This window comes from Thermococcus piezophilus, assembly GCF_001647085.1.
In the GTDB taxonomy this organism is placed as follows: domain Archaea; phylum Methanobacteriota_B; class Thermococci; order Thermococcales; family Thermococcaceae; genus Thermococcus; species Thermococcus piezophilus.
This window is the reverse complement of sequence record NZ_CP015520.1, coordinates 916,463-941,062: the sequence shown is the minus strand read 5'-3', so window position 1 is coordinate 941,062 and position 24,600 is coordinate 916,463. Positions and strand designations below refer to the sequence as shown.

Annotated in this window: 20 protein-coding genes, 1 tRNA gene and 4 pseudogenes; 12 read left to right on the top strand and 13 right to left on the bottom strand. The window is 53.4% G+C overall.

Features of this window, described 5'->3' with window-relative positions; genetic code table 11:
* Positions 1-18 precede the first annotated feature (18 nt).
* From A7C91_RS05080 to A7C91_RS05055, 6 genes are read left to right on the top strand one after another with little or no spacing between them, the layout of a single operon-like run.
* Positions 19-3,231 carry a transglutaminase domain-containing protein gene (locus tag A7C91_RS05080; RefSeq protein WP_068665478.1) on the top strand — a complete coding sequence of 1,071 codons (3,213 nt, stop codon included), beginning with the start codon at positions 19-21 and terminating at the stop codon, positions 3,229-3,231.
* Complete coding sequence (locus tag A7C91_RS05075) at positions 3,221-4,216, top strand: hypothetical protein (protein ID WP_234394491.1); 996 nt, start codon at positions 3,221-3,223, stop codon at positions 4,214-4,216. Before A7C91_RS05080 ends, A7C91_RS05075 begins: the two co-directional genes overlap by 11 nt.
* A 3-nt stretch (positions 4,217-4,219) precedes the next feature.
* The gene (locus A7C91_RS05070) at positions 4,220-5,194 is read left to right on the top strand and encodes an AAA family ATPase (protein ID WP_068665474.1); all 975 of its coding nucleotides are present in this window, start codon (positions 4,220-4,222) and stop codon (positions 5,192-5,194) included.
* Between the two features lies 1 nt (position 5,195).
* A complete protein-coding gene (locus A7C91_RS05065) occupies positions 5,196-6,449 on the top strand; it encodes a DUF58 domain-containing protein (protein WP_068665472.1) in 1,254 nt (417 codons plus the stop codon).
* Entirely contained in the window at positions 6,446-7,297 is an 852-nt protein-coding gene (locus tag A7C91_RS05060) for a hypothetical protein (protein ID WP_068665469.1), read from the top strand. Before A7C91_RS05065 ends, A7C91_RS05060 begins: the two co-directional genes overlap by 4 nt.
* Positions 7,298-7,314: 17 nt before the next feature.
* Complete coding sequence (locus tag A7C91_RS05055; RefSeq protein WP_324609524.1) at positions 7,315-7,896, top strand: PH domain-containing protein; 582 nt, start codon at positions 7,315-7,317, stop codon at positions 7,894-7,896.
* Positions 7,897-8,081: 185 nt separating this feature from the next.
* Here the strand turns inward: A7C91_RS05055 and A7C91_RS12355 are convergent, their stop codons facing one another.
* The 6 genes from A7C91_RS12355 to A7C91_RS05040 form a co-directional block, all read right to left on the bottom strand.
* The gene (locus A7C91_RS12355; RefSeq protein WP_324609523.1) at positions 8,082-8,927 is read right to left on the bottom strand and encodes an IPT/TIG domain-containing protein; all 846 of its coding nucleotides are present in this window, start codon (positions 8,925-8,927) and stop codon (positions 8,082-8,084) included.
* Positions 8,924-9,259 carry an alpha-amylase family protein gene (locus A7C91_RS12350; RefSeq protein ID WP_324609522.1) on the bottom strand — a complete coding sequence of 112 codons (336 nt, stop codon included), beginning with the start codon at positions 9,257-9,259 and terminating at the stop codon, positions 8,924-8,926. Before A7C91_RS12350 ends, A7C91_RS12355 begins: the two co-directional genes overlap by 4 nt.
* A 12-nt stretch (positions 9,260-9,271) precedes the next feature.
* The gene (locus A7C91_RS12345) at positions 9,272-9,823 is read right to left on the bottom strand and encodes an alpha-amylase family glycosyl hydrolase (RefSeq protein WP_324609521.1); all 552 of its coding nucleotides are present in this window, start codon (positions 9,821-9,823) and stop codon (positions 9,272-9,274) included.
* On the bottom strand, positions 9,766-10,104 hold the full coding sequence (locus A7C91_RS12340) for an alpha-amylase family glycosyl hydrolase (protein ID WP_324609520.1): 339 nt from the start codon (positions 10,102-10,104) through the stop codon (positions 9,766-9,768). The genes A7C91_RS12345 and A7C91_RS12340 overlap by 58 nt, the downstream gene beginning before the upstream one ends.
* A 315-nt stretch (positions 10,105-10,419) precedes the next feature.
* Positions 10,420-11,715, bottom strand: coding sequence for a TldD/PmbA family protein (locus A7C91_RS05045; protein WP_068665465.1), 1,296 nt, complete (start codon positions 11,713-11,715; stop codon positions 10,420-10,422).
* The gene (locus A7C91_RS05040; protein ID WP_068665463.1) at positions 11,712-13,073 is read right to left on the bottom strand and encodes a TldD/PmbA family protein; all 1,362 of its coding nucleotides are present in this window, start codon (positions 13,071-13,073) and stop codon (positions 11,712-11,714) included. The genes A7C91_RS05045 and A7C91_RS05040 overlap by 4 nt, the downstream gene beginning before the upstream one ends.
* Positions 13,074-13,154: 81 nt before the next feature.
* Here A7C91_RS05040 and A7C91_RS05035 point away from each other — a divergent pair, with 81 nt between their 5' ends.
* Positions 13,155-13,667: a winged helix-turn-helix transcriptional regulator gene (locus A7C91_RS05035; RefSeq protein WP_068665460.1), complete on the top strand. Its 513-nt coding sequence runs from the start codon at positions 13,155-13,157 to the stop codon at positions 13,665-13,667.
* The gene (locus tag A7C91_RS05030; protein ID WP_068665458.1) at positions 13,660-13,914 is read left to right on the top strand and encodes a hypothetical protein; all 255 of its coding nucleotides are present in this window, start codon (positions 13,660-13,662) and stop codon (positions 13,912-13,914) included. Before A7C91_RS05035 ends, A7C91_RS05030 begins: the two co-directional genes overlap by 8 nt.
* Here A7C91_RS05030 and A7C91_RS05025 read toward each other — a convergent pair.
* From A7C91_RS05025 to A7C91_RS05015, 3 genes are read right to left on the bottom strand one after another with little or no spacing between them, the layout of a single operon-like run.
* Entirely contained in the window at positions 13,911-14,360 is a 450-nt protein-coding gene (locus tag A7C91_RS05025; protein WP_068665456.1) for a universal stress protein, read from the bottom strand. The genes A7C91_RS05030 and A7C91_RS05025 overlap by 4 nt on opposite strands.
* Positions 14,361-14,364: 4 nt before the next feature.
* Positions 14,365-15,642, bottom strand: a complete 1,278-nt coding sequence (locus tag A7C91_RS05020; RefSeq protein WP_068665454.1) for an ArsB/NhaD family transporter — start codon at positions 15,640-15,642, stop codon at positions 14,365-14,367.
* Between the two features lie 9 nt (positions 15,643-15,651).
* Positions 15,652-16,197: a hypothetical protein gene (locus A7C91_RS05015; protein ID WP_068665452.1), complete on the bottom strand. Its 546-nt coding sequence runs from the start codon at positions 16,195-16,197 to the stop codon at positions 15,652-15,654.
* 119 nt (positions 16,198-16,316) lie between these two features.
* Here A7C91_RS05015 and A7C91_RS05010 point away from each other — a divergent pair, with 119 nt between their 5' ends.
* Positions 16,317-18,239, top strand: coding sequence for a S16 family serine protease (locus A7C91_RS05010; protein WP_068665450.1), 1,923 nt, complete (start codon positions 16,317-16,319; stop codon positions 18,237-18,239).
* A gap of 5 nt (positions 18,240-18,244) precedes the next feature.
* Here A7C91_RS05010 and A7C91_RS05005 read toward each other — a convergent pair.
* Together A7C91_RS05005 and A7C91_RS05000 are read right to left on the bottom strand one after the other, a co-directional pair.
* Positions 18,245-19,509, bottom strand: a pseudogene (locus tag A7C91_RS05005) (phosphoadenosine phosphosulfate reductase domain-containing protein).
* A 90-nt stretch (positions 19,510-19,599) separates the two neighbouring features.
* Entirely contained in the window at positions 19,600-20,706 is a 1,107-nt protein-coding gene (locus A7C91_RS05000) for a M20 family metallopeptidase (protein WP_068665448.1), read from the bottom strand.
* Between the two features lie 204 nt (positions 20,707-20,910).
* Here A7C91_RS05000 and A7C91_RS11115 point away from each other — a divergent pair, with 204 nt between their 5' ends.
* The 3 genes and pseudogenes from A7C91_RS11115 to A7C91_RS04990 all read left to right on the top strand — a co-directional run bounded on the left by A7C91_RS11115 (position 20,911) and on the right by A7C91_RS04990 (position 23,249).
* Positions 20,911-21,378, top strand: a complete 468-nt coding sequence (locus tag A7C91_RS11115; protein WP_199920117.1) for a hypothetical protein — start codon at positions 20,911-20,913, stop codon at positions 21,376-21,378.
* 87 nt (positions 21,379-21,465) lie between these two features.
* Positions 21,466-21,543 (top strand) — tRNA-Ala (locus A7C91_RS04995).
* A gap of 410 nt (positions 21,544-21,953) precedes the next feature.
* Positions 21,954-23,249: pseudogene (locus A7C91_RS04990) on the top strand (NAD(P)-dependent malic enzyme).
* Here the strand turns inward: A7C91_RS04990 and A7C91_RS04985 are convergent.
* Together A7C91_RS04985 and A7C91_RS04980 are read right to left on the bottom strand one after the other, a co-directional pair.
* Positions 23,240-23,773: pseudogene (locus tag A7C91_RS04985) on the bottom strand (FumA C-terminus/TtdB family hydratase beta subunit). The pseudogenes A7C91_RS04990 and A7C91_RS04985 overlap by 10 nt on opposite strands.
* Positions 23,748-24,590: pseudogene (locus A7C91_RS04980) on the bottom strand (fumarate hydratase). Before A7C91_RS04980 ends, A7C91_RS04985 begins: the two co-directional pseudogenes overlap by 26 nt.
* Positions 24,591-24,600: the final 10 nt, after the last annotated feature.

The window sequence follows — 24,600 nt, the reverse complement described above, 5'->3', positions numbered from 1 at the left end:
AGAGAAAGACAAAACATCATGGCGAGACGAAAGTACGTTACGTTCTTCATCCTCATCCTCCTCTCCATCTTGATAATCTCCTCCGTGCTGGGCCCAGTTCTAATAAAAGCGCCCCCCCAAACAAAGAGCCTCGAGAGGTTCCTCCTTCAGTGGGAACCCACCAGGAACGAGACAAACGAAACGGGTCCGCCGATCGAGGTTCCCGAGAACGGGCAGTTTATGCTTCTTGTAACCGGCGCTTCTCATGTCTCCTACCTCCGCGCTAACGTTTACACGGACTACATCAACGGGAGCTGGCTCACGAAGAACACCTCCGTTCTCCTGGCAAACACGGTTGCCCCACCCATGCCCGAAGTCCCGCACCACGCCGAGAGGGACACCATCGGTGTCATCTCCTTCGCCCCCCTAAGCGGCAACCTCTACACCTCGCTCTACACGACGATGGTTAACGCGAGCGGCGTTGAGGCCCTCCCCGAATACAACCTCTTCAAGACGGCAGTTAACGTGAGCACATACTCCTTTTCGGCCGTGAGCTATACCTTTCAGCCATACTTCCTTCACAACCTGAGTGCAGGCAACCTCACCGACTACCTAAGCGCCCCCAACGATACCCGACTCGTCTCCCTCGCTAGGGCCATAACGAGGAACGCGACCGATGACTACGAGAAGGCCCAGCTCATCGCCGAATTCCTCAGGAAGCACTACACCTACTTAGAGAACCCCGAGAGGCCGAACGGTACGGACCCGCTCACGTGGTTCCTCTTCGAGTCTAAGGAAGGCACCTCCAAGGACTTTGCCTCAGCGTTCGTCATCTTGGCGAGGCTGAACGGCATTCCAGCGAGGCTCGTGGAGGGCTTCTACATCAGGGCCGTTCCTGGAACGCAGATCATCAGCAATAAAGACCGCTGGTTCTGGGCGGAGCTGTACTTCGATAAAGCTGGCTGGCTGACCTTCGACCCCCTTAGGAAAGACCCGAACCTCTTCAGGCCCTTCGAGCTTGAGGTATCTCCAAACAGCCTTGAGCTCCAGCCCGGCGGGGAGATAAAGCTGAACATAACCTTGATGAACGTCGTGAATAACTCAAAGGTGTATCTCTACGCGTATGTTCCAGAGAAGCCTGCCCTGGTGTTTCTCCTGAATCCAGGAACCTCGGAGATAACGCTGAGGACACTCCAGAGCCCAGGCAGCTATGGAATAGTCCTAAAAGCCATGGTAGAGCACCACGGAAAGGTCATGAAGGAAGACGCCATTGTGATTGTCAACGTCAGCGGAGGGGTCAAGCTCAGAGCAGAGCCCGCCTACCTCGTAATTAAAAGAGGAAGTCTCGGGACGGTGCGGATATACACCGAAGACAATGTCACTGAACTTATACTCCTTCCTATGGATTCCTCCTTCCTCCCAGTTCTCCTCCCTGACCGCAAAGGGGCATTTAACCTGCTCTTTTATGCACCATCTGAGCCCGAGTGGCACTTCTTGGGCATTAGAACTGCCGGAGAAAACCCTTCCTTTTTATACATCCCCGTGAAGGTAATCGATTGGGCAAAGGTGACTCTCTTTGACTGGCCCCAGAACGCGACCGCTGGGGACACGATTACCATCAGTGGCACTGTCGCTGATTCCACCGGCGTTGTCTTGGATGAGGGAACGATATACACCACACTGGACTACGGGAACCGCTCCATTCTGCTCGGTTTTGAAAACCTCACGGGAAAGCTCTTGCAGGTGAACTTCACCCTGCCGAGATATCTGGCCCCGGGTGTCTACAACATCACGTTCCACTACTTTCCAAGCTGGGGTGCCCCATACGTCCCCAGAGAAACCTGGATAGAGATTGCAGTGAAGGCTCTCGCCGAGTTTGATGTTCCTGAGCAGGTGGTTTCCCTTGAGGGGAACGTGACCGTCAAGGGGCACCTCGTGGGCGGGGATGGAAAGGCGATAGCCAACGCTAGCATCGAGTATTCCCTCGACAAAAACTATATGGGGACAGTCAACACCTCTGAAAACGGCGAGTTTTCCCTCCGCGTACTCCTGACCCAACTCGGAAGCCACAACTTAAGCCTGTACTATCCAGGAGACGCAAGCTATTCCCCAGCGGAGGTAAATGTTGAGATAGCCATCGTCGAGATGGAGCTTCCTGAGAAGGTTGAAGCTGAGCTCGGGAAGCCCGTTAAAATTACGGGAGGGATAATCGGACTTGAAAAAGGCCAGATATCCGCCCGCATTTATCCAGGAAAACTCTACAAAGTGCCGGTCAGCAACGGGAGCTTCACGCTTACCCTCGAGCCTTTCAACTTTATCGGCGAGAGGAGCATAGACTTCTATCACGGTGACAACCTCCTTGCTAGGACAACCGTTGTCATCGTCTCACCCATCAAGATAGAGCTCCTAACGAACAGAAGTGAGGGTGAAGAAACGACAGTAATCAAGTTTAAAGCTCTGGACGCCCTAAACGACCCCGTTCCAAATGTCTTTCTCACAGTAGAGATGGAGAACGAAATTAGACAGGTGATGACGAATGCCTCAGGGATAGCGACACTGGAGGTGCCGGTGCCCGACGATGAAAAGAACGTGACCGTTAGGGTGTTCTTCAGAGGCTCCTCATACTACCTTCCGGCCGAGGAAACCTTTCATGTTCTAATCGTGAAGAAGAGGGAGATACCCTGGCTCTACTTGGGCATTGCACTGCTCCTCGCCGTGGTAATAGCTAGATACGGGCTGGTAAGGAAAAAGGCCCCAAAAGTCGAAAGAGAGCCAGTACTGAAGATAATCTTCAACAATGGAATCCCGCTTTTCAAAGAGGGTGAGGTAATTGAGATAAGCGTCGAGTGCGAGAACGAACCGGAGCTTTACGTGGACGGGAAGCCCGTCGGGAAAGGGAAGGACTTCAGACTGAAGCTTCCCCTTGGCGAACACACCATCGAGGCCCGCTGCGGGGGGCTAGTGGAGAGAGCAACCGCGAGAATAGTGAAGAGCTACAACGACGCCGTTGTGGAGCACTACGATAGGTGCTTCCTGCCATGGGGCAAGGAAACCGGAGTAAACGTCGACGAGCTGACGCCGAGGGAGATAGAGGCTGTGCTAACGGACATGATGTATCCATGGGAGCCCCTCGATGTGCTCACCGAAATCTTTGAGAAAGCCAAGTACAGTCACCGCGAGGTCTCAAGGGAGGAGTTCATACGGTTCTACCGCGCCCTGTTAACCCTCATTGGAGGTGGTTGTGTTGTTTAACCCGAATTGGGGAAGGCTTGCGCTTTACATAGGCTCGGTTACGCTGATATACGCCATGTCCGCCCAGATTGAGTGGTTGAGAGCATTGGTAACTCCGGCCCTGGTTCTCGCTGCCTCTATGTTCGCAGCGGACATCCTCGAATACTCAGGAAGGAAAGTCGAGTCTCCCCTAATGCGCATCGCCGGGGCAGCCGCGGCCCTCACAGTTCTTCCGGCGGAGATATTCCCCTGGAAAACCCAGATGGCAATGGTGGTTATCGGCACCGGAACTGCCCTAGTGGGCCCTTCATTAAAGAGAAACTCCCGGCTCGTCAGGGGAACGGGTATCTTCATCCTTTTCTACGGCCTATCGGAGATCAATGCCCTCCAACCCGTGAGGAGCGTCTTCCTCTGCGCCGGTGCGTTTCTCTTTGTAGGCTACGCCGTAGCAGAGTTCGACCATAGGGGACACCTATGGGCCGAAACGGTGGAGCGCAATCTCATTGGAATCGGCATCCTCGGGGGAATCCTCGGCCTCTACACCAGCGTCAGGGGAGAACTAAGCACCAGCTATCCAGGACTGGTCTTCTACGGCGAGTGGATCGCGCTTGTTCTCGGCGTTGTCGTGGCGGGCTCGATGGTCTACTCCGTCGTCTCGAAGAGTGACCCCGAGAAGTACCTCATATCCCAGTGGAGGCGCCATGAGGCCAAAACCGTCGAGAGGTTCGGGCCAGAGATGGCGAAGGCGAGGAAAGCCGTCGAGGACTTCGTGGTGAGAGGTAAGAAGGGCCCGCTCGTGACGTTCATAGCCTACTACGGCGCCCAGCTCTTCGGGGACAGAGGCAAAGTGGAGGAGCTCGTCTCGAGGATAGCCGACTACGAGGAGAAGAAAACATCCCCCCTCACCCCTCTCTGGATAAGGAAAGCCTACGAGAGGAGAGAGCTTGAAAACAGGCTCAAAATCGTTGAGGAAGTTTTTGATGAGCTCAAGAGGATGATGGGGTGATCTATGATGGAGATTAAAGATGCCTTTGAGATCTCAAAAGAAATTATCGAGAGAATAGGGAGCGTTTACCTCGGCAATGAGGTGGTCATTAGGAAGACCTTAGCCGCTGCGCTGGTGAACGGCAACGTGCTCTTTGAGGATTATCCGGGTCTCGGAAAGACACTCTTGGCCAAAGCCTTCGGGAAAGTTCTCGGCCTGAAGTACACGCGCGTTCAGTTCACTCCAGACCTTCTACCAGCCGATATTCTGGGAACAAAAGTCTGGCGTCAGAATAAGGGCACCTTCGAGCTCATAAAAGGCCCGATATTCACGCACGTTCTCCTCGCTGACGAGATCAATCGCGCACCACCGAAGACCCAGAGCGCTCTCCTCGAGGCAATGGAGGAAAAGCATATAACTATAGAAGGCGAGACCTTCCCGCTGGAGCTGCCCTTCTTCGTGATTGCCACCCAGAATCCAATAGAGTTCGAGGGAACCTATCCCCTGCCAGAGGCCCAGCTCGACAGGTTCCTTCTCAGACTTCGCGTGGGTTACCCGAAGGGCCTGAACGATGAGATCGCCATTCTGGAAGCGCGCCTGAGCTGGGCCAAAGACGACCCTACAGTGGAAATGGAGCCTTTGATCGACAGGAAAACCTTCCTCAAGATGCAGGAGATCGTAGAACGGGACATCTTCATTAGCATGGACCTGCTGAAGTACATAGCCCAGCTCGTGAGGAACGTCCGCTCCGACGAGCGCGTGGAGGCTGGACCGAGTCCAAGGGGTGGAATCGCACTCATGAAGGTTGCTAAGGCGAACGCACTCCTAAACAATAGGGACTACATGCTTCCAGATGACATCAAGGTCTTCGCGGTTGATGCCCTCGCACACAGGATTATGATCAAGCCTGAATACGCATTCGAGGGCGCTACTGGGGAAGAGATAGTCAAGGAAGCCCTCAAAAAGACGCCAGTGCCCAAAGAGAGCGGACGTGAGTGATATGCAGAAGAATCTGCTGGGCTACCTTCTCTGGGCGATCCTCATGGGAACCCTCTTCCTCGCCCCAGGAATGGTTAGCTTAGCTGTGATTCCGCTCACAGTTTTGGCCATTGCGATGCTCATCGACCCCCCGAGCGGTGTCTCGGTCAGGAGGAGAATCTCGAAGCGGGAGGTAAGAACTGGAGAAAAGGTTGAGATAAGCGTCGAGGTGATGGTCGAGAGAGGAGTGGGCATAGTAGTCGTTAGGGACCCGCTCCCCAAAAACGTCGCATTGGCCGATGGGAGCAACGTGGGAGTCTTCTTCAAGGGGCTCAAGCCGCTGAAGGTGAGCTACTCCTACAGGATAAAGCCCATACTGAGGGGCTTCTACAACCTCCCAAAGAGTGAGGTAACGACGAGGAACCCCCTCGGGGTGCGCTACCTATGGGGCGTTTACGGTGAGGAGCTTCGCCTTAGGGCCGTTCCAAAGATCCTCGGGAACGTGCCCATATTGGAAACAAGACGGAACGTCAAGATAAGCGTCCCGGAGACGAGCTTCTCCATCAGGGGGCCGATTTCAACGGACTTCAAGGAGATAAGAAAATACCAGACAGGAGATCCGATGAAGCTGATAAACTGGAAGGCCACCGCGAGGACTAGTCAGGTGCTGGTGAACGAGTTCGAAAGGGAGGGCAAGAAGGCGATACTCTTCATCGTGGACGCGAGTGACTTAATGAAGGTTGGCACGGAGAGCGAGAGCCCCTACGAGCACGCCATGAACCTCGTTGCGTCCATGGCGTACCGCTTCCTCAAGAAAGATTACCACGTCGGCCTCTACCTCCTGGGTGCGAGGAAGTTCCTACCGCCAGCAACGGGGCCGAAACAGCTTCACAAAATTGTGAAAACAATGATGGACTTCGAGAGGGTTCACACTGGGGATGAGAACTTCTGCGATGCCGTGGAGAGGCTCAAGAGGATACTCCTCCAGTACACACCGCTGGTGATCCACGTCTCCAACATCCTGGAGAACAACAAGGCCGGCGTTAAGAAGGGGGCTGTGATGCTGAGGAATCTCCACAGGGGCCGGATTCGACCTGTGATAATCGATGTCTCCGTCTACCCAATCCTTGACCCCCAGACGGGAGTTCTGCTCGAGATGGAGAAGAGGGCGATAGTAAGGGAGCTAGAGAGCATCGGAGCCTACGTGGTGAGGTGGCTGCCCGGCGAAGAGGACGTGAGCGTGATTCTAAGCAAACTGCTGGGTGAGATAAGATGAAACCCAGGACCATCTTTACCATCCTCAAGCTGATCATAGCACTGCCCGTGATAGTCCTTCTCGCGTTGGCTTACTCGAGCCTGTTTCCAGCCGGGAACTGGTACGTCGTCTTCGCCTCGATAATCTTAATACTCCTTGGAATGCTGCTCTCCACAGGCTCGGCTGGCAGGGTCATCTCGCTGGCGATGGTTCTATACACAGTTCCCTACGCCATAGGCGCCTCCCAGTTCCTCCCCATAGCGTTTCCAGAGACCTACAGGCAGACCGGGGAGAGGATACTCACCAGCCCATACTTCTCAAACTTAGGGCTCCCCTCACTGTTCCTCCTTATGGGGCTCAGCCTGATGACGGACTACGTAAAGGGCGCGGAGGAGTGGGAGAAAGTTTTGGCAGGACTAGGAAAAAAGAGGGTGGGTCTTAAAACCCTTGCATCCAGTCTCACCGTTCTTGTTATGGCCTTCATCCTTTCTTGGGGACTCCTGAGCCTCGGAGAAAGACTTCCGCTCAGGATAGAGGGAATCGTCCTGCCAGTAATCCTGTTCGCCGTTGGAATGGCAGTTGCCTACGGCTCCATCGTAAGCGGAAAGTACAAGAAAATCGTGCTCGCCGTGGAGGTCAAGCCCCAAGGCGGGGGAGAGGTGATAGTTCAGACAAAGGAAGGGGAGAAGAGGTTTCCCATAAGCCCATCGGCCGCTTTCGAGTGGGAAATGGTAAGGTTTGAGACCGAGCTGATGGAGAGACCACTCTGTGTTTTTCTGAGGAGGGGAGAGAGGAGGAAGCGTCTGGCTCCGCTGATAGAGAACGTCGATGGAGAGACCCTCTTTCTCCTCTACCGCGAGGAAGGTTAATATAATCAAACGATGAGATGCTAATGGTGAGAGTCATGAGTGAGAAGCGTCCCAAGGACTTAACAGAGCATCTGCATCCCAACGAGGAGGTTCTCTACGCAGTTAAAAAGAAGCTCGGCATCGAAAAGCCAAAGTGGCTCGTTGTGACGACCCACAGGATAATCTACTTCGACGAGAAGATACTCGGGAGGTACGAGATGAAAGCCATCCCCTACGAGAAGCTCGAGGAGGTCTACGTCAAGATAGGAAAGATGTATGCCGAGTTCGTCATAAAGGATGAGAGCGGTGACGTCATAAAACTTGACAAGATGGACAAAGAGAAGAGCAAGAAAGCAGTAGAGGCTATAAGGGACGCCCTCAATGCGATAGCCGTGGAGCCCGTCAGCATAGAGAAGAAGAAGCACCTGATGGGCGAGGAGTTATGGATACACAAACCAAAGGAGACCGTGAGCAGATCCCTCAGGATAGCCGCCCAGGGCACGGCAGCAAAAGATGATCCGCTGGAGAAGCTCAAGAAGTTAAAGGAGCTTTACGATATGGGCGTCATAACACAGGAGGAATACAAGGAGAAAAGGAGAAAGCTCCTGGAACAGATTTAGGGGCCGAGCCTAACACTTCTTTTTCTTAATGCATAACAGTGGAAGAAAAATCAAAATCGGCCCTTCCTCAAAATCAAGAAGGCCAAGGTAAGCCCAACCGCGATAATCCCCGCATAAGAAATCCAAACTTGAAGATTCGCATGGTGATTCGGGGGACGTTAAAATAGGTGTTTCCGTGGGAGTGCTCACCGGTGGCTCCGAATTGAGGAGGATCGTAGAACCAGCTTTTCCATAGAGGGTAACGTTAAGGGGCTCAAGTTCGCCCCATGGAAGACCGCGGTAGAGCTCGACTGAAAAGACCGTGCCGTTTGGAAGTGGGACAACGGTGAAGTAATAGCCCGTGCTCGATTTGATGAGATACCTCGGCTCCGCCAACTCAGGAAGGTCTCCATCGACCGGAGCCCGCCCGTCAGGTTGCTCCCGTTCACCACCAGCGCAGGAATCTCGTTTTCGGAGTAATAGCGGAGCTTAACCCTATTGCTATCCTTTCCGTCCACCTCAACGTAAACAGGAACCCAAGCATCGCTGGTCTTCAGCCTCGGGACTTCCACAAGTATCTGGCTCCAGTTCCATGAGATTATCCTAGCCTTCTCGCCGCCAATAAAGACGGTTCCGCTCTTCCCAAAACCGGCGCCAGCTATGAGAATCTTCTGGCCGGGCTGGGCTATGTAGGGCGTAACCGAGCCGATGAGAGGTTCGTTCTGATCGTCCTCAATGTGGAACATATAGAAGGAGTTCCTCGGAAGAGTTACGAGGGCCTTTCCTCTATTCACGACCATATCGGCTCCGTAGAGTGCGTCGCGATAGGTCCCGTCGCTCCAGTTGAGGGAAAGCGTAAGGTTCTTCTCTGGCCCATTGTTCAAGACCACGAGGAGCCTGTGGGAGCCGAAGGCTCTCTCAAAGGCCCAGACGTTGTAGTCGGTGTAGATGGTTCTAAAATCGCCGAAGGCTAAAGCGTCGTTGGTCTTTCTAAGGGCGGCGAGGGTTCTTATTATCCGGGCCGCCTCAGTGGTGTTGTTGAAGACCATCATGGGCCTGTTGTAGGGGTCCCCTTTCCGTCCCTGCTCACCAGATAGCTCTCGTCACCGTAGTAGATGACCGGAATGCCGGGGAGGGTCATCGTCAGTGCAAAGGCCATGCGGTAGCGATCCAAATGATAGTTCTCGTTGAGGAACCTCACGAGGTCATGGCTGTCGAGGAAGTTAACAGCTTTGTTCGGATAGACGAAAAGGGAGTAGTAGTCCTCCAGCTCATTAGCGAGGTCCTTCATGCTCCTGCCGTAGGCGAAGGTTCTCACGACATCATTCCTTATCGGGATGCTGAGCAGCGGAGTCACGTTGGAGTACTGGTAAAAGTAGTACATATCGTCGGTTTTCTAGGGGCTGAGGGAGTAGTATTCGCCGTAGATGAAGAGCGGCTCCTTCAAGCTCGAATACAGATCAAGGTAAAAGTCCTCCAACCAGCCCAACTCCATGTGCTTGACGGCGTCTATTCTGAAGCCGCAGGCGCCGGCTTCAACGAAGAGCCTTGCACCTTCCTTCAGGTAGGAATCAACCCACGGGTTGTTCTGGTTGAAGTCAGCCAAGCCGAACAGATCGGCATACTTGAGCTGAAAGCCGAACCACTCATTTATGTCGCCGTTGTGGCGGTAGATGAGCTCCCTGCTCCCGGTGTAAGGATTCACTATTGCGTTCTTGCCGTCATAATAGTAGTTCGTCACAAAGGTGCCGTTGTCGTAGAGGGAGCCAAATTCACCGTCCGTTGCGGGATTCGAGTGGTTGGGAACATAGTCAACGACGATGCAGATTCTCCTCTTTCTGGCCTCTTCCACGAGGAGCTTAAAGGTCTCCCAGGTTCCGAGGTGCTCTTCTATGCGCTTGTAATCGCGCGTCCAGTAGCCGTGGTAGGGAGCGCTGCCAGAGACCATCCTGTTGTGTTGTCGTTCACCGGCGAGAGCCATATCATCGAGACGCCGAGACTCTGGATGTAGTCGAGCTTCTCGATGAGGCCCTCCAGGTCACCGCCCCAGTAGAGGCGATAGTTCGTGTGTGTTGGGTCGTAGAAAGGCCCGTTGTTGCTCTGGTTTCCATCGTAAAAGCGGTCGACCATAACCTGGTAAATGACGCCTCGTTCTGGAACCTGATATGCCGCAACCGAGGATGAGAAGAGCAGGATAATGAAGACCAGCGCAATAGCTTGCTTCATCATATCACCAGAAGTGATAAGAAGAGAGGCAATTAAAAAGGTTCACATCCCGCTACGCCCCGGAAGCGCAATGAGGCGTTTGAACCCAGGATATCACTACTGACCGACTTGACAACCCTGAGCCAATACTTGTCCTCTCCCACATCCCGGCGGAGGACGTACTCGATACCTCCTCTAGAAGGCTCAAAAGCTCCGGAACGTACTCCTCCATCACATCCCTGTTCATGAAGTACGGGGCAATAAGGCTCTTTTTCCTACGAACGTTGAGACATTACGGATAAGCCTGATGGCCTCCCTTCTTTCAAGGGTTAGGAAACTTTACACTATTTTGCCAATTCCCAGAATTCTCGGGGAGTAGAATGAGCCAACTCTCTCAAATTCCTTTCCAACGGCCACCACCAAGTTGAACAGCTCGAAGACGTTGCCTACGAGCATGTTATCCTTGAAGGGCCTGACATCGCCGTCCTTTACTACGTAACCCAGCTCAACCGTGAGAGAGAAATCGCCGCTTATCGGGTTCGCCGTGTGCTCGCCAAAGACCTTTTTGACGACAACTCCCTCGAAGTCGTCGAGGCTCTCCTCTCCAGGTTCAACCACGACGTTGCTCGTCCCGACGTGGGGCACCGTCCTGAAGTCCCTCACCGCGTTGCCCGTGCTCTCAATTCCCAGAAGTCTGGCATACGTCTCGTCCAGCAGGAAGCCCTTCAACGTGCCCCTCTCCACGAGGACGGTTTTCTTTCCAGGGTTTCCCTCACCGTCGAAGGGGTAGCTGCCGACACCACCATCGACGGTCGCGTCATCGATTAGGGTCAATTCTTCACTTGAAACTTTCTCTCCAATCTTAGTAAAGCGGGAGCGGCCGTGGTAGACGTTGTCGCCAAAGAGATTCTCCAGGAAAATCCCCACAATGGCTCTAAAAGCCTGGGGTTCAAGGAGAAGTTCACCCTTATAGGGAGGTAACTTTTCCGCCATATAATTCATGTGCGCCTCTTCGACTGCCTTCTCAACCGCCACTTCAAGCTCCTCAAAGGGCTGGAGAGACCTGTAGGACTGGTAGTAGGAGCCGCTTCCGGTTTTTGTCCCCTTCTTCACGGCGTAGGTGCTCACGCTCATTCCCGTGCTCCTGTCCTCGAGAAAAATCCCGTTTGAGTTCGCTATCCCGTAGAAGTTCACACCAAACGCGAGGCTACCGGAAAGCGTGTACTTCTTCCGTCCAGCCTTAAGCTCAGCTATCTTCTCCGCGAAATCCCTCGCAATCGCATGGGCATCCTCGAAGGGAATATCATCTATACGTTTGTCGTAGAGACCCTTAACCTTGGCGGGAGATTTCTCCGAGGGGAACCCCCTAAAGGGAACTTCACTGACTTTGGCCAGCTTTACCGTCCTCTTCGCGAACTCCTCCAGCGTCTCTTTATCATGGTTGAGGCCCGTTATGTAGGAGAAGCCGAGCTTCCCTCTGTAGCCAACCCTGAGACCTATTCCAGATTGGAACTTCCTCTGAGAACGCTCCAGCCTCTCGTTCTCTATTCGGAAGGAGCCATTCCTGCTCTTCTCCCAGTAGAGCTCCCACTCGACGTTTTCCCTCTCGAGGATTCCGATGAGCCTCTCAATCACAGCAATCCCCCCACTACCGCCCTTGTGAGGACGTGAGGCCCGCCATCATCGACGGGAACCCACTGGCCCTTTCCGCAGTACCCTGGGAACTCGATGGTGAGGTCTTTTCCGATGGCTCTGATGCTCCTCAGCACATCGAGGATTTTGCCTGACAGCGCAACGTCCTTCACCTGCTCCTTTATCTCGCCATTCTCGATGATGTAGCCCTCCTTCGCCCCGAAGGTGAAGGTGCCGTTGGCTGTGTCGACCTCTCCGCCCTTGTCGCCTATCACATAGAGGCCCCTTTTAACCTCCGCGAGCATCTCCTCAAACGACCAGTCTCCAGGCTCGACGTAGGTGTTGCCCATCCTCACGAGGGGCTGGTAGTTGTAACTTTGAGCTCTTCCGTGGCCGTTCGGCTTCAAATTCAGAAGCGCAGCTGTCTCCCTGTCGGTTAGATAATTGACCAGAACACCGTCCTTTATTATCTCAACGCGTCTCGCCTTTATTCCCTCGTCGTCATAGATGTAAGAGCCGAACTTGCCCGGCAGAGTGGGGTCATCTACAACTGTCAGTTCTTCAACGGCTATCCTTTCGCCGAGCTTTCCAGCGAGTATGCTCTCACCCGTCTTCACTGAATCGGCCTCAGCGGCATGACCGAGGGCCTCGTGGATGAAAACCCCAGTGAGCTCGGGATCCATTATCACGTCGAACTCACCCGAGGGAGGGGACTTCGCCTCGAGCAGTAAGAGGGCCTTCTCGCGGGCGAATGCCGTCCAGTGGGTTAAATCAACCCCCTCCAGGAGCTCCCAGCCAGCAGTTCCCCCAAAGCTCTTCCAGTAGATCTGCATGTCGCCGCCACCTTTGGCGGTGACTGAAAAGCTCAGCCTTATCCTCGGAACGACCGTCTCTATCTCGCTCCCGAGCGAGTTGAAGTAGAGCTGCTCCTTAACCCCATCGCCGTAGGAAACGCTCCTGTTGGAGATGGAACTGCCCCTGAGGAGTGAATCAACCTCCTTAACGAGGGCGAGCTTGTCCTCTATGTCCATGTCAAGGAACGAACGCTTCATTGGAAGCTCGGCCCTATCATTTGTCGGATCATCGAGGTAAATCCTGGAGTCACCCCTGGAGAGCTTGGCTATTTTCATTGCCGTTTCGATGGCCTTTTCAGCCCTCCCCATGTCGTTGGCTGAGGAGAAGCCCCACGCACCATTGAATGCTCTCACACCTATCCCAATCTCTGTGTTAACAGAAAGCTCCTCAAGCTGACCGTTCTGCATGGTTAAGTGGGAAGCGCTCACCTTGGTTATCCTAATTTCATAATATAATATACGGTAACGTCTCGCCAGTTCCTCCGCTACTCTCACCAGCCTCTCCATGCTTTCACCGCAGGACATAAAAAGGTTGTCTTTATATGGATTCCCATAGACGGATGAACCACAACGGTTTAAGTGTTGGGTATGGAGCGTCGTAATGAAATCCTCCAATACATTGAGAACAGACCCGGCGTAACCTTCAGGGAGCTGGCGAGGGAGCTGGGGGTTGGCATAGGCGACCTTCAATACCACCTCCACAGGCTGGAGAAGGAAGGCAAGGTGTTTTCAAGGAAGATAGGCAAGAAGCGCTATATATTCCCCAAAGGGTTCAAGAAGGAGTACGAGAAGCTCATCATAGCCATCTCAACGGAAACGCGAAGGAAAATCCTGCTGCTCCTCATGAAGGGACCGAAGGGGCAGAGCGAGATAGCGAAGAGGCTTAGGCTCAGCCAGCCGACGGTGAGCTACCACATGGATGAGCTGGTAAAGCTTAGAATAGTGAGCGCTCGAAAAGAGGGGAAAAACGTGACATACACGCTTTCATACAACCCATCCGTGATGGCGAGGGTGATAAGAGACTACCGCCCTAGCCTGTGGGAGAAGCTCGCCGACAACCTGATAGACCTGCTCACGAGCGTGGGTGATAAAAATGATTGAGATGGCCCTTGCCGTTATCGGGATAGCCCTTGCCCTTGCACTAGCGGGAGTGTCGCTCATAGCCTACAAAAAGAGCCATTTGCACGCTGCTCTATACCTTATAATCGCCTTCTTCCTGCTGGCGATAAAGAAGACCCTTGAAACCCTTCACTTAGCCGCTTGGGTGGGGAGGGACATGAGCGTGATAGTAGGGATACTGGAGGTGGCGGTGCTCTTCCTCTTTGTGCTGGCCCTCTGGAGGCGCTAGCGGACTACCATAACAGGGGGATTTATAGAGCCAGCCACCTCCTCCAAAAGGCTTCCTATCCTTGTTTTTCCGCTCCTTCCATAGGCGCCCATGACCACAAGGCTGTACTTCCCACTATTGGCCTCCTCCAGTATCTTGCCCTTAGCTTCGCCCTCGACTATTCTTATGGAGCAGTTAACGCCCTCCTGCTGGCAGAGCTCGAGGAGATTTGTCATTATGTCCCTTATACTTCTCTTCATCTCCTCCCAGATTTCCTCTTCAAACTTCTGAACGTTCCTCAAGTCCTGGCTTATCATACCCATGTTGAAGGCGAGGGCCCTGGCTTCTCTTCTGTCGAGAACGGAGAAGAGCGTAACCTTGCCCCTTTTCTTTTTGGCTATCGCTATGGCGTGGAGCGCCGCTTTTTGGCTCCACTTCGAACCGTCGACGAGCACGAGGATCTTCATTGTCTCACACCCCAACGTACCTTATCCAAAGAATTCCCATACCCAAGGCGACCGTCGTGAACATTATGACGAGGCCTATCTTGAGGAAGTCTATGAAGGTTATCTCCACCCCCTCGCGGGAGGCTATTCCCAGGACAACTATGTTGGCAGATGCTCCAATCGCCGTTCCATTGCCGCCGAGGCAGGCTCCCAGGCTTAGGGCCCACCAGAGAGGGTAGACGTTCATTGAGGAGCCCATCGACTTTATAAGCGGTATCATTGCCGCCGTCAAGGGAATGTTGTCGACTATGGCGGAAGCTATGGCCGAAAACCACGTTATCATCACCAGCGCCTGGCCAGTGGTATAGACGTATCCCAAAAGCCACTTGGCGACGTCGTCTATGACGCCAGTCTCGACGAGGGAGCCCACTATGATGAAGAGGCCCATGAAGAAGAATATCGCCGTCCACTCGATTTTTTCGAGTATCCTAGTCGGCTCTATCCTGCTCCACATGAGAAGAACCGAGGCCCCGGAGAGGGCAACCACCGCCGGCGGAATCCCCAGCCTATCATGGACGAAGAAGAGCAGGACAACGCCGATTATAATGATCAATGACTTCCTGAAGAGGAAGTAGTCTTTAATTGCCTCGTCCTCCCTGAGCCTCTCAATCGTCAAGAGGATTCTCTCCCTTTTAGCTTTGCTCGTCTTTATAGTCCCCCTGTAGGCGAGGTAGATTATCCCCAGGGCCGCGACTAGGTCAATGGTCGCTATGATGCCCATGTTGATGAGGAACTCTGTAAAGCTAAGCCCCGCTGCCGAGCCTATCATTATGTTGGGGGGGTCCCCTATCAGGGTCGCCGTTCCGCCGATGTTCGATGCAAATATCTCCGCCAAGAGAAAAGGAACGGGATTAACGTCCATGAGGCGGGTTATGTAGAGCAGCATCGGAGTTAAGAGGAGAACAGTCGTGACGTTATCAAGAACGGAGCTGACGAGGGCGGTAACAATCGAGAACAGAATTAGAACCTTCATGGGACTGCCCTTTGCGAACTTGGCCGTTTTTATCGCTATATACTCGAAGAGGCCGCTCTCCTTGGCAGTGTTGACTATTATCATCATGCCTACAAGAAGGAGGAGCGTTCCAAGGTCGAGGTACTCCGGCATCCTTTCCCATGGAACGATGCCAAGGAAGAGGACTACCGATGCCCCAAAGAGGGCCGCGACCGTTCTGTGAACCCTTTCACTGATTATGAGGGCGTAAGTAAAGAGGAACACTGCAACCGCTATGACTACCTGCTCCATGTGCACCACCTAATAGACTATCGTCGGCTTAACCACGTGCTGGACTATCCTAAGGACGAGGGGACTCATGGGGGACATCTTAGTTATCTCCGAGCCGTAGCCCCTCGAAATCACGAGGAGGTCAAAATTCTCGGCGAGCTTAATCACGTTGTCACTCTTGTTCCCAAAGAGGTGCCTTTTAGTAACCCTCAGGCCGATGTCCTCCAAGCTGGACGCTATCTCGACAAGGACCCTTTCTCCCAGCTCCCTCTCGGCGGCCTTCAGCTTCTCCGCCTCATCCCTTCCGAGGGTCTGCTCTATCATTCTGAATGCCATGCTCTCGGAGACGTAGACGAGCATAACCGAGGCTCCAGAGTAAGCCTCCAGCGTCTCGTAAAGCTCGGAAGGAATCTCGTGGGCGAAGCGGTCTATCGGAATCAAAATCAAATGTATCTCAGGAAGAACAAACTCATCTGGGAGAAGAAGGAACTCCCGATAGCGCTTCAGTATCTCGTCGTATCTGTCACCGGCGATGTTCCTGAACTTCCTCGTAACCAGTTTGTTGAAGACACCCATCATTATCCCCAGGGTTTTATCGGATAAAGAGGAAATTTAAGCTTTTGCCCTCGAGTTTTAGAGAGTTGAACCACAAACGCTTTATTATTCCTTATCGAGCTAAAAATCGGGGTGAGAAAATGAGAAAGGCCTTGGTACCACTGCTGATGCTCATGCTTCTTCTGCCTTTCGTTCCCCTCACAGCGGCCCAATGCCCCGGCGAGGGACACACGGTAATGCTCAAGGCGCCAGCGGTTTCAAAAACCGCAACCGGCGAGCTCGTCGGTGTCGCCACCGACTTCGTCATAACGGTGGCTCCCGGAAGTGGACACGTTTACGTCGAGACCTGGCCCTTAGCAGAGGTGGACATGCAGGCCAGTGCGAGGCTCGCGGCGCAGATAGCTGGAAAGGTTCTCGGCGTTGATATGAGCGAGTACGACGTTTTCATACAGATAAAGGCCGATTCTCCAATCATAGGCGGACCGTCAGCTGGCGGAACAATGACCGTCGGAATCATAGCGGCTCTTGAAGGATGGAAGGTTAATCCAAAGGTCATGATGACTGGAATGATAAATCCCGACGGAACCATAGGGCCCGTCGGCGGAATCCTTGAGAAGGCCTCAGCGGCGCACGACGTCGGGGCGGAGATATTCCTCATTCCGCAGGGACAGAGGATTCAGTACGTGCAGGAGACCCAGCAAAACGAGATAGGAGGGATAGTTGAAATAAACACCCAAACCAAGAAAGTGGACGTCGTCGAGTACGCGAAGGAGCGCTGGGGACTCCAAGTAATCGAAATCAAAGACATCTACGACGCCGTTTACTACTTCACGGGCCACAGGATACCGAGGCCCCAAGCACCTGCCTATGTCAAGATAGACACATCGTTCCTCAGGGACGATGCCGTGAAGGACTACGAGAACACAACCGCCTACTATCAGCAGACCCTCGAGAAGCTGAAGAAGAGCGACGTGAGCTACGCAACCTACATCACCCTTATGGAGGCCCTCAACGAGGCGGCCGGAATACTCAACCAGTCGAAGGAAGCCCTCGACGACGGCCGCTATTACACCACCCTGAGCAAGGACTTCCAGGCCAGGATAATAATCCGCCACGTGGACTGGTATTTAGACGTGAACAGCCCCAATGACGTTGAAAGAATTCTGAAAACGGTAGATTCCCAGATAAACAGCTCCGAGAGGATTGTGTCAAACCTCACGATTAAGGGCATCACCATGCTGCAGGCCGTGGCGGCGGCCGAGGAGAGGGTCGAGCAGGCCAAGGGCCTTCTCCAAGAGGCGTGGAAGTACTACTACAGCGACGACTACTGGAACGCCGTTGGGGATGTCGCCTTTGCGTATGAGAGGGCAAAGACAGCCGTGTTCTGGGCCCAGCTCGGGGAGAGGTTCGCGGGCAATGACGTCATAAGCAAGGACGTCGTTAAGGCAACAGCAAGGGACTACATCGACAGCTCGAACCTCATAGTTACCTACATCGAATCTATGTATGGAGAGGTCATAGGAAACGACCTCACCCAAAGCATCCTCCAAGCGGAGCAGTACTACGAGGACGGAAAATACTCGGCGGCTCTCTTCACGGCGATGGAAGCCCGCGTAAGGGCCGAGGTGTTCCTCGACACGCTCGGCATAGACAACCAGACGATACTCCTTGACAAGCTCCAGACCATGAAAGAGGACGCCAAAATCGCCATAGGCCTCGCCCAGAGCCAGGGAATAACCCCAATACTCGCGATAGCCTACTACGAGTTTGCCGAGAGCTATGAGGAGAACGGAAGTTCCGCGGACATCGAGACTGCGATGATATTCTACCAGTACGCTAGAGAAACTGCGCAGCTTTTCCTCACATCAACGCCAGCACCGGTCAACGTGGGAGAAGACAACACCACTACGGACATCCCACAGATAGTCATCCCTACCGGGACGGAGACAAACACCCCAACGACCACACCAAGTGGATCATCAAAGAGCCTGAGCGATGGGTTAATAATAGCCCTCCTCGTGGGTACGTTCCTGGTAGGCGCGGCCGTTGGCAAAAAGCTATGAGTAGCTCACGAGGAGCTTCTCCACCCCCTTTTCTTCAAAAGCTCGACCTCCCATTCTGCCAAGCTCGGACAAACCGTACAGCCAAGTCTGTAAAAGCCCTCGTAATACAGCGGATGCAGCTGAAGGCCCCTCATGAGTATGAAGAGCTGAACCATCATGCCGCTCCAGAACTTTATGGGCATTACTTCCAGGAACTCGCCGAGGAGCTCGTTTCTTCTCTCAATCACTGGCGGCTTCAGCCTTCTCCTTGCGCTCTCGCCGTCGCGGTCGCCGACAACTAAAAGAGGTCTTTCGAACTCGCTCGCCGCTTTATAGAGAGCCTCCACCTTTTTCCTTGTACACCAGCGGTTGTTATGGGTCGGCATGCCGAACTCGTCGAGCGGCATTGGAACATCAACGCGGATCAGCTCAACGCCGAGCTTCTTGGCGGTCTTTTCCACGTATTCGTCCGTCAGGAGCATTTCGTATTCCATGCTGATGTAGATGGCCGTGACCTTTCCGAACGTTTCCTTCGCCAGGTTAGAACCGCGGTGGAGTCCTTGCCCCCGCTCCACGGGACAATAATGTCGTAGTCCGCAAACTGCCAAAGAAACGCCTTTGAAGCATGAGCAAAGGCCTCGATGTAGTCCCCGTTGAGCTCGATTAGGCTCTCGAGGGAGACGTCTTCACTGCAGGGGCACTTCCAGAGAACTTCAGTCGGAACGCCGAGCTTTTTGCTGATCTCGGCAACTTTGTTGGGGCCGGAGAAGTAAACCTCCCGGTTCATGAGCTTCCTCAGGATGAGTGAGTTCTCGCCGAGCTCGACGTCGAGAATACCGCTCATCGCCTCCCTAAAGCCCTCGCCGATGGCCAGGTAGATGTCGTAATCCGGGTGAATCTCAACCCCAAAGGGGTCCTCGGGATTGAGCTTGTAACCACCGCTCCACTCGATTCCGAGCCTGAAGCGAGCCTTAATCTCTTCGAGGTGACCGTAAAGCTCATCGACGCGCATGTTCCTAACCCGTTTCGTCCTCAGAGTCCGGACGTAGAACGGTTTTCCCGACTCCCCCAGGATCGGAAGAACATCCTCCATTAAATCCTTCTCCTTCTCGCCGAAGAGGAGGATCAGGATGTAGGGATTCCTCAGGAGCTCCTCGAGGGTCTCCCCGACTTCTTCAACAGTTCTACCTCCCCCAAGGCTAGAAACCTCCAAAAAGCCAGCGTAGTTGCGCTCGTTTATGTACTGCAGTGCCTTCGCGTCCTTCCTTGCCCTGGCAATAACTTGGAACATGAAAAAGGGTTTAAAGGGAACCTTAAAACCTTTGCCGCCGATGACGACAACTCCCTGGACTGAGCCGTGATGAGGACCGGCTAACCGGGGCTACGCTAAGGCCTTTAAGAACTCGACGTAGAGTCTCTTCACCCTCTTTACCGACTCCAAGCTCACCCACTCATCGCTTGAGTGCCAGTTGCCCCCAATGGGACCATAGACGAGTGTCGGCCTGCGCAGGTAGGCACCGAAGTAATTGAAGTCACCAACGCTTTTCCCGTAGGTTACCTTAGGCCCCGTACCGAAGAGCGAGCCGTGAATCTTCTTGAAAAGGTTCACAAAGCGGTCGTTTTCCCCCACAGTGTAGGGCAGCATCTCGGGCGTCAGCCTCGGGAACCTCTCCACCCTGAGCTCTGCCTTTATCCTGAGCTTCTCGGCGAGCCTTAGGAGCTGTCTCTTAACGTCCTCCCAGTCCTCGCCAATGACGATGTGCCTGTCTATTATGGCCTTCGCGTAATCGGGAACGCTCAGGCCGTCGGCGTTGCCCTCGAAGTGCAGCGTGCAGTAGGAACCCTCGCCAAGCTTGCAGTGGTTCTTCATACGTATCCTCGAGAGGTTCCCCACGAGTTTCCCAAGCTCCTCAACGGCGTTGATTCCGAGCTCGGGTCGGGCGGCGTGGGCCTTTCTTCCAAAGGCCTCAACCTGTATGACGAACCTGCCCCTCGCGCCTAGCATCAGCTTCTCGTTGGTGGGCTCGGCGATTAGAACGAGATCGACATCGCCGAGCTTGCCGCTCTCTATGAGTCTCCAAGTTCCCCTTGAGTAGCCCTCCTCGTCGGAGACGGCCGTGAGGATTACGTTAGGCCTCTCGCTTTTTGGGAGCTCGGCTATCTCAAGGAAAGCCGCCATCAGCGCAGCTAGACCAGCCTTCATGTCTGCACTGCCGAGGCCGTAGAAGCGGTCGCCTTCGAGCTCTCCCCACGGGTTCCTCGTCCAGCCCCTCGAGAGGTTCACTGTATCCATGTGCCCGTTAAGGACAACGGTGTAGCCTCTTCCTGGAAGGTAAGCTATGACGTCATCGCCGAAGCCCTCAACTGGAAGGAGCTCAACTTCAAAACCGTGCTCCTCGAGAAAAGACGCTATGAACCGTGAGATTTCGTTCTCTTCTCCAAAGGGAGAGGGTATCGAAACGAGACTGCGGAGGAGTTCGAGCTCCATGAGGATCACCAAAAATTAAAAAGGCGAGGAGCTTAAGGATTTTTCTTTTTATTTACAAAAGCACGGCAATTCCTATGCCCTTCTTTCTTATCCTCAAATTACCACTAGTATATCAACAATTATACGAAAGAGTTATATAGTTTAAATCCAACTAATACAGTTAATACTATGTTAACTCATAATACGTTGGAGAGGTAAAAACTTGTGGAGAAAAATGCTCGGAGTTATCGCCGCGGTTGTGATTTTAGTTATACTTTTTTGCCAGTATTCCAAGCGTGTGAAGAAGTCCCATATCAGACCATAGAAAAGTATGAAGTACCAGTTAACTACAAAGTTGTGGACGCTTCTTGCTATGGGACCAGCATTCTGGATTGGGAAATAGAATGCACAGTCAAAATTGAAAATGCAGACTCGCAAGGAGGCACATTTACAGTTACGCTAGATTATTCCAATTCTGATAGTTTAGCATACTCAACTAGTGACTCTAAATACACAGGACCAGGACAAAGTGTGGAATTCAGATTCAAAAGCAGTGGATTAAGTTATTCAACAGACTGGAAAAGCAGGTACAGTGTGGATTATGACATCAATCCCCTTAAAAAGATAGAAACAAGAGTGGTCACAAAATACAGAAAAGAATGTAGATCAGTAAATTTAATACTGGGAACATGAAATTTTAATCCAGTACCTTCCTTGCTTCTTTTTTTAACCACTACCAAAAATTTTTAAACCCTTGCCAGGTTCACTATAACCTGGAGTGGGCCGGTAGCTCAGCCTGGTACGAGCGCCGCCCTCGCAAGGCGGAGGCCGCGGGTTCAAATCCCGCCCGGTCCACCACAACTTTGCTGGCGCAAGTTTCATCAAAAGTTTCTGACTGTTCTAACGGGCAGATGTTAAAGTCGCATTTAATAGAATGGCAAAACTGTATCTTGCAGTAGATTCCTGTCCTAAAGTAGAGTTCTTCTCAGTCGACGCCCTTCGGGCGTCTAAAAATGTTTGAACTCAGTGTTGAATTGCCTCTTTGGTTGGAATCCTTCTCAAAGAGCACTCGACAAGTGAATACACATTAAAAATGCCTTCGCCCTCTCCGCTTTTCGCGAGCCTTTCCAAAAGACTCCGCGAAGTTTGATAAAGGTTCTACAAAGTTTGCCAGCTTGGAAGAGATTATAATGAACACAAGAAAGGTAAAGATATGGACATATCGAAGCCCTTTTAACTTTTACATGCCAAAGGACGTCGGTAAAAGCATGAACCCCCTCGAATTCCACAGGAACAACTTCCCGAGCAACGGGAAGATAGAGGTCATTCCCAAGGTCGAACTCACGAAGGAAACCCTGAGCCTGGCCTACACACCGGGCATTGCCGAGGTGTCACTCAGAATAGCCGAGAACCCAGATGAAGTCTATGAATACACCAACAGGGGAAACACCGTGGCCGTTGTGAGCGACGGCTCGCGCGTGCTCGGCTCGGTGACGTCGGTCCGCTCGCTGGTCTGCACGTGATGGAGGGCAAAGCGCTTCTTTTCAAGGTCTTTGGCGGCGCCGATGCCTTCCCAATAATGCTGGCCGGGAATGACCCCAAAGATATTCATCGAGGTTGTCAAAACTATCTCGCCCTCTTTCGGGGGAATAAACCTCGAGGACATAGCCTCGCCTAAGTGCTTCTACATCCTGGAGCGCCTGAGGGAGGAGCTGGATATACCCGTGTTCCACAACGACCAACAGGGGACGTCCCCCGTGGTTCTCGCCGGGCTGATGAACGCCCCCCAGGTAGTTGGGAAGAAGCTGGAGGAAGTCACGATAGCGCTCTTCGGCGCCGGTGCAGCTGGCTTCGCCACACTGAGGATACTCACTTCAGCAGGGATGAAGCCAGGGAACGTCAGGGTCGTCGAGCTGGTAGGTAAGAAGCCGAGGGTTCTGACCCCCGATTTACCGCTGGAAGAGCTGTTCCCCCACAGGGGTTGGCTCCTGGAGAAGACCAACGGCGAGGGCATCGAGGACGGCCAAGAGAAGGCCCTCACCGGAGCAGACGTGCTTATATCGTTCACAAAGCCTGGACCCGGTGTCATAAAGCCCGAGTGGATAGCCGGGATGACCGACAACGCGATAGTATTCCCCCTGGCCAATCCAACGCCCGAGATACTCCCAGAAGAGGCAAAGAAGGCCAGTGCGAGAATAGTGGCAACCGGAAGGAACGACTATCCAAACCAGATCAACAACCTCCTCGGATTCCCAGGCATATTCCGGGGTGCACTCGATGTCAGGGCGAAGACTATAACCAATAGAATGGTAATAGCCGCCTCGGGAGCAATGGCTTCCATTGTTGAAGAGCCCAGTGAGGAATTGATAATGCCATCCCCCCCTCAACCCAGACGTCCACGCAAAGGTGGCGAAGGCCGTCGCGGAGGAGGCTAGGAAAGAGGGCACCGCTCGGAAGAAGGTGAGCGGAGGGTGGGTCGAGGAGCACATAAGGAAGCTCAGGGAGTTCTACGCGGGCATGATAGTCCGCTGAACGCGGAAAGAGAAAGGTGGGCTCAGCTGTAGGGAGAGTTGCCATGACGTCTATAGCTACCAGCAGGGGAAAGTCCTCCACCCCAAGAACCCAGACGGCCTCTGAAACGCCGAACTCGTCGAGCCAAAGGACATCAATGACCCGTTTGATGCTTTTAGCGGCCAGGGCTCCAGCACCGCCCGTGAAGGCGAAGTAGACGGCCTTGCACTTAAAGGGCTCGACGTCCATACCCCCTTGCATAGTATTCCCCTCACCCCAAGGCCCAGAATCCCGTCGAGGTAGGCGTTCATTCTTGCGCTCGTCGTTGGGCCCGCTGAGATTATCTCGTATCCATTCCCAATCCTTTTGACGACGGGGCCGCAGTGGTAGATGACGGCTCCTTTGATGTCAATAGGCAGCTCTCCCCTATCCGCGAGCTTCAAAATTCGTTTATGGGCAAGTCACGAGCGGTGTAGATGATGCCGGAGAGGTAGACTGCATCCCCAGCCCGAAGGCCCAAAACCTTTTCCTTGCTAAGGGGCGTTCTCAGCTTACTGCCAGACTCTAACGCTCCCATCGGCGCTCACCTCAAGAAACTCCCTCCTGTTGGCCCAACACTGGACGACAATGCCAGCCGGAAAGGAAGCAGGATGTCTGTGGGCATACTCGATTTTGACGTCTAAGGCTGTGGTCCTACCGCCCATCCCCATCGGGCCGATTCCAAGGGCGGTTATATCTTCCAAAAGTTCCTCCTCGAGCTTGGCTATTCTACCGTCGGAGTGCCTCTCACCTACCGGCCTGAGAAGGGCTTTTTGGCGAGGGTTAAGGCCGTCTCGGCGCTTCCCCCTATTCCGATTCCAAGCACAACAGGGGAACAAGGTTTGCTACCTCAGGAGCTGACGTGCCAAAGGAGGAACTCTTTAAGACCCTCCAGGCCACGTGAAGGAGTTAACATAGCCAGAGCAGTTCTCACTTCCACCACCCTTGGGAAGAAAGGCTATCCTTAGCGAGTCACCTTCAACCCGCTCCCAGTGGATTACCTGCACGAAGCGGCCAGTATTGTCGCCTGAGTTTTGGTTAGTGAGCAAATCAACGGCGTTCGGCCTCAACGGTATATCCTTCGTTGACCTTTTAGTTGCCTCGATGATCCAGGCCTCAACTTCGCCGAGAAAAGGGCTTCTTACCTGGCTTCAATGAAAAAGGTCAGGGTCCCTGTGTCCTGACAGACGGGAATGCCCTCCTCCTGCCAATTTCTATCGCCCCGAGGATATTCTCGAGGTTGAACCCGGCTACTGGATTTTCCTCAAGCCAGTAGGCCCGCCTAATTGCCAGAACGGTGTCCTCTGGAATACCGTGACGGCAAGTCTGATGGCTTCTACAATGGCGTCAATCAATTACCAACCA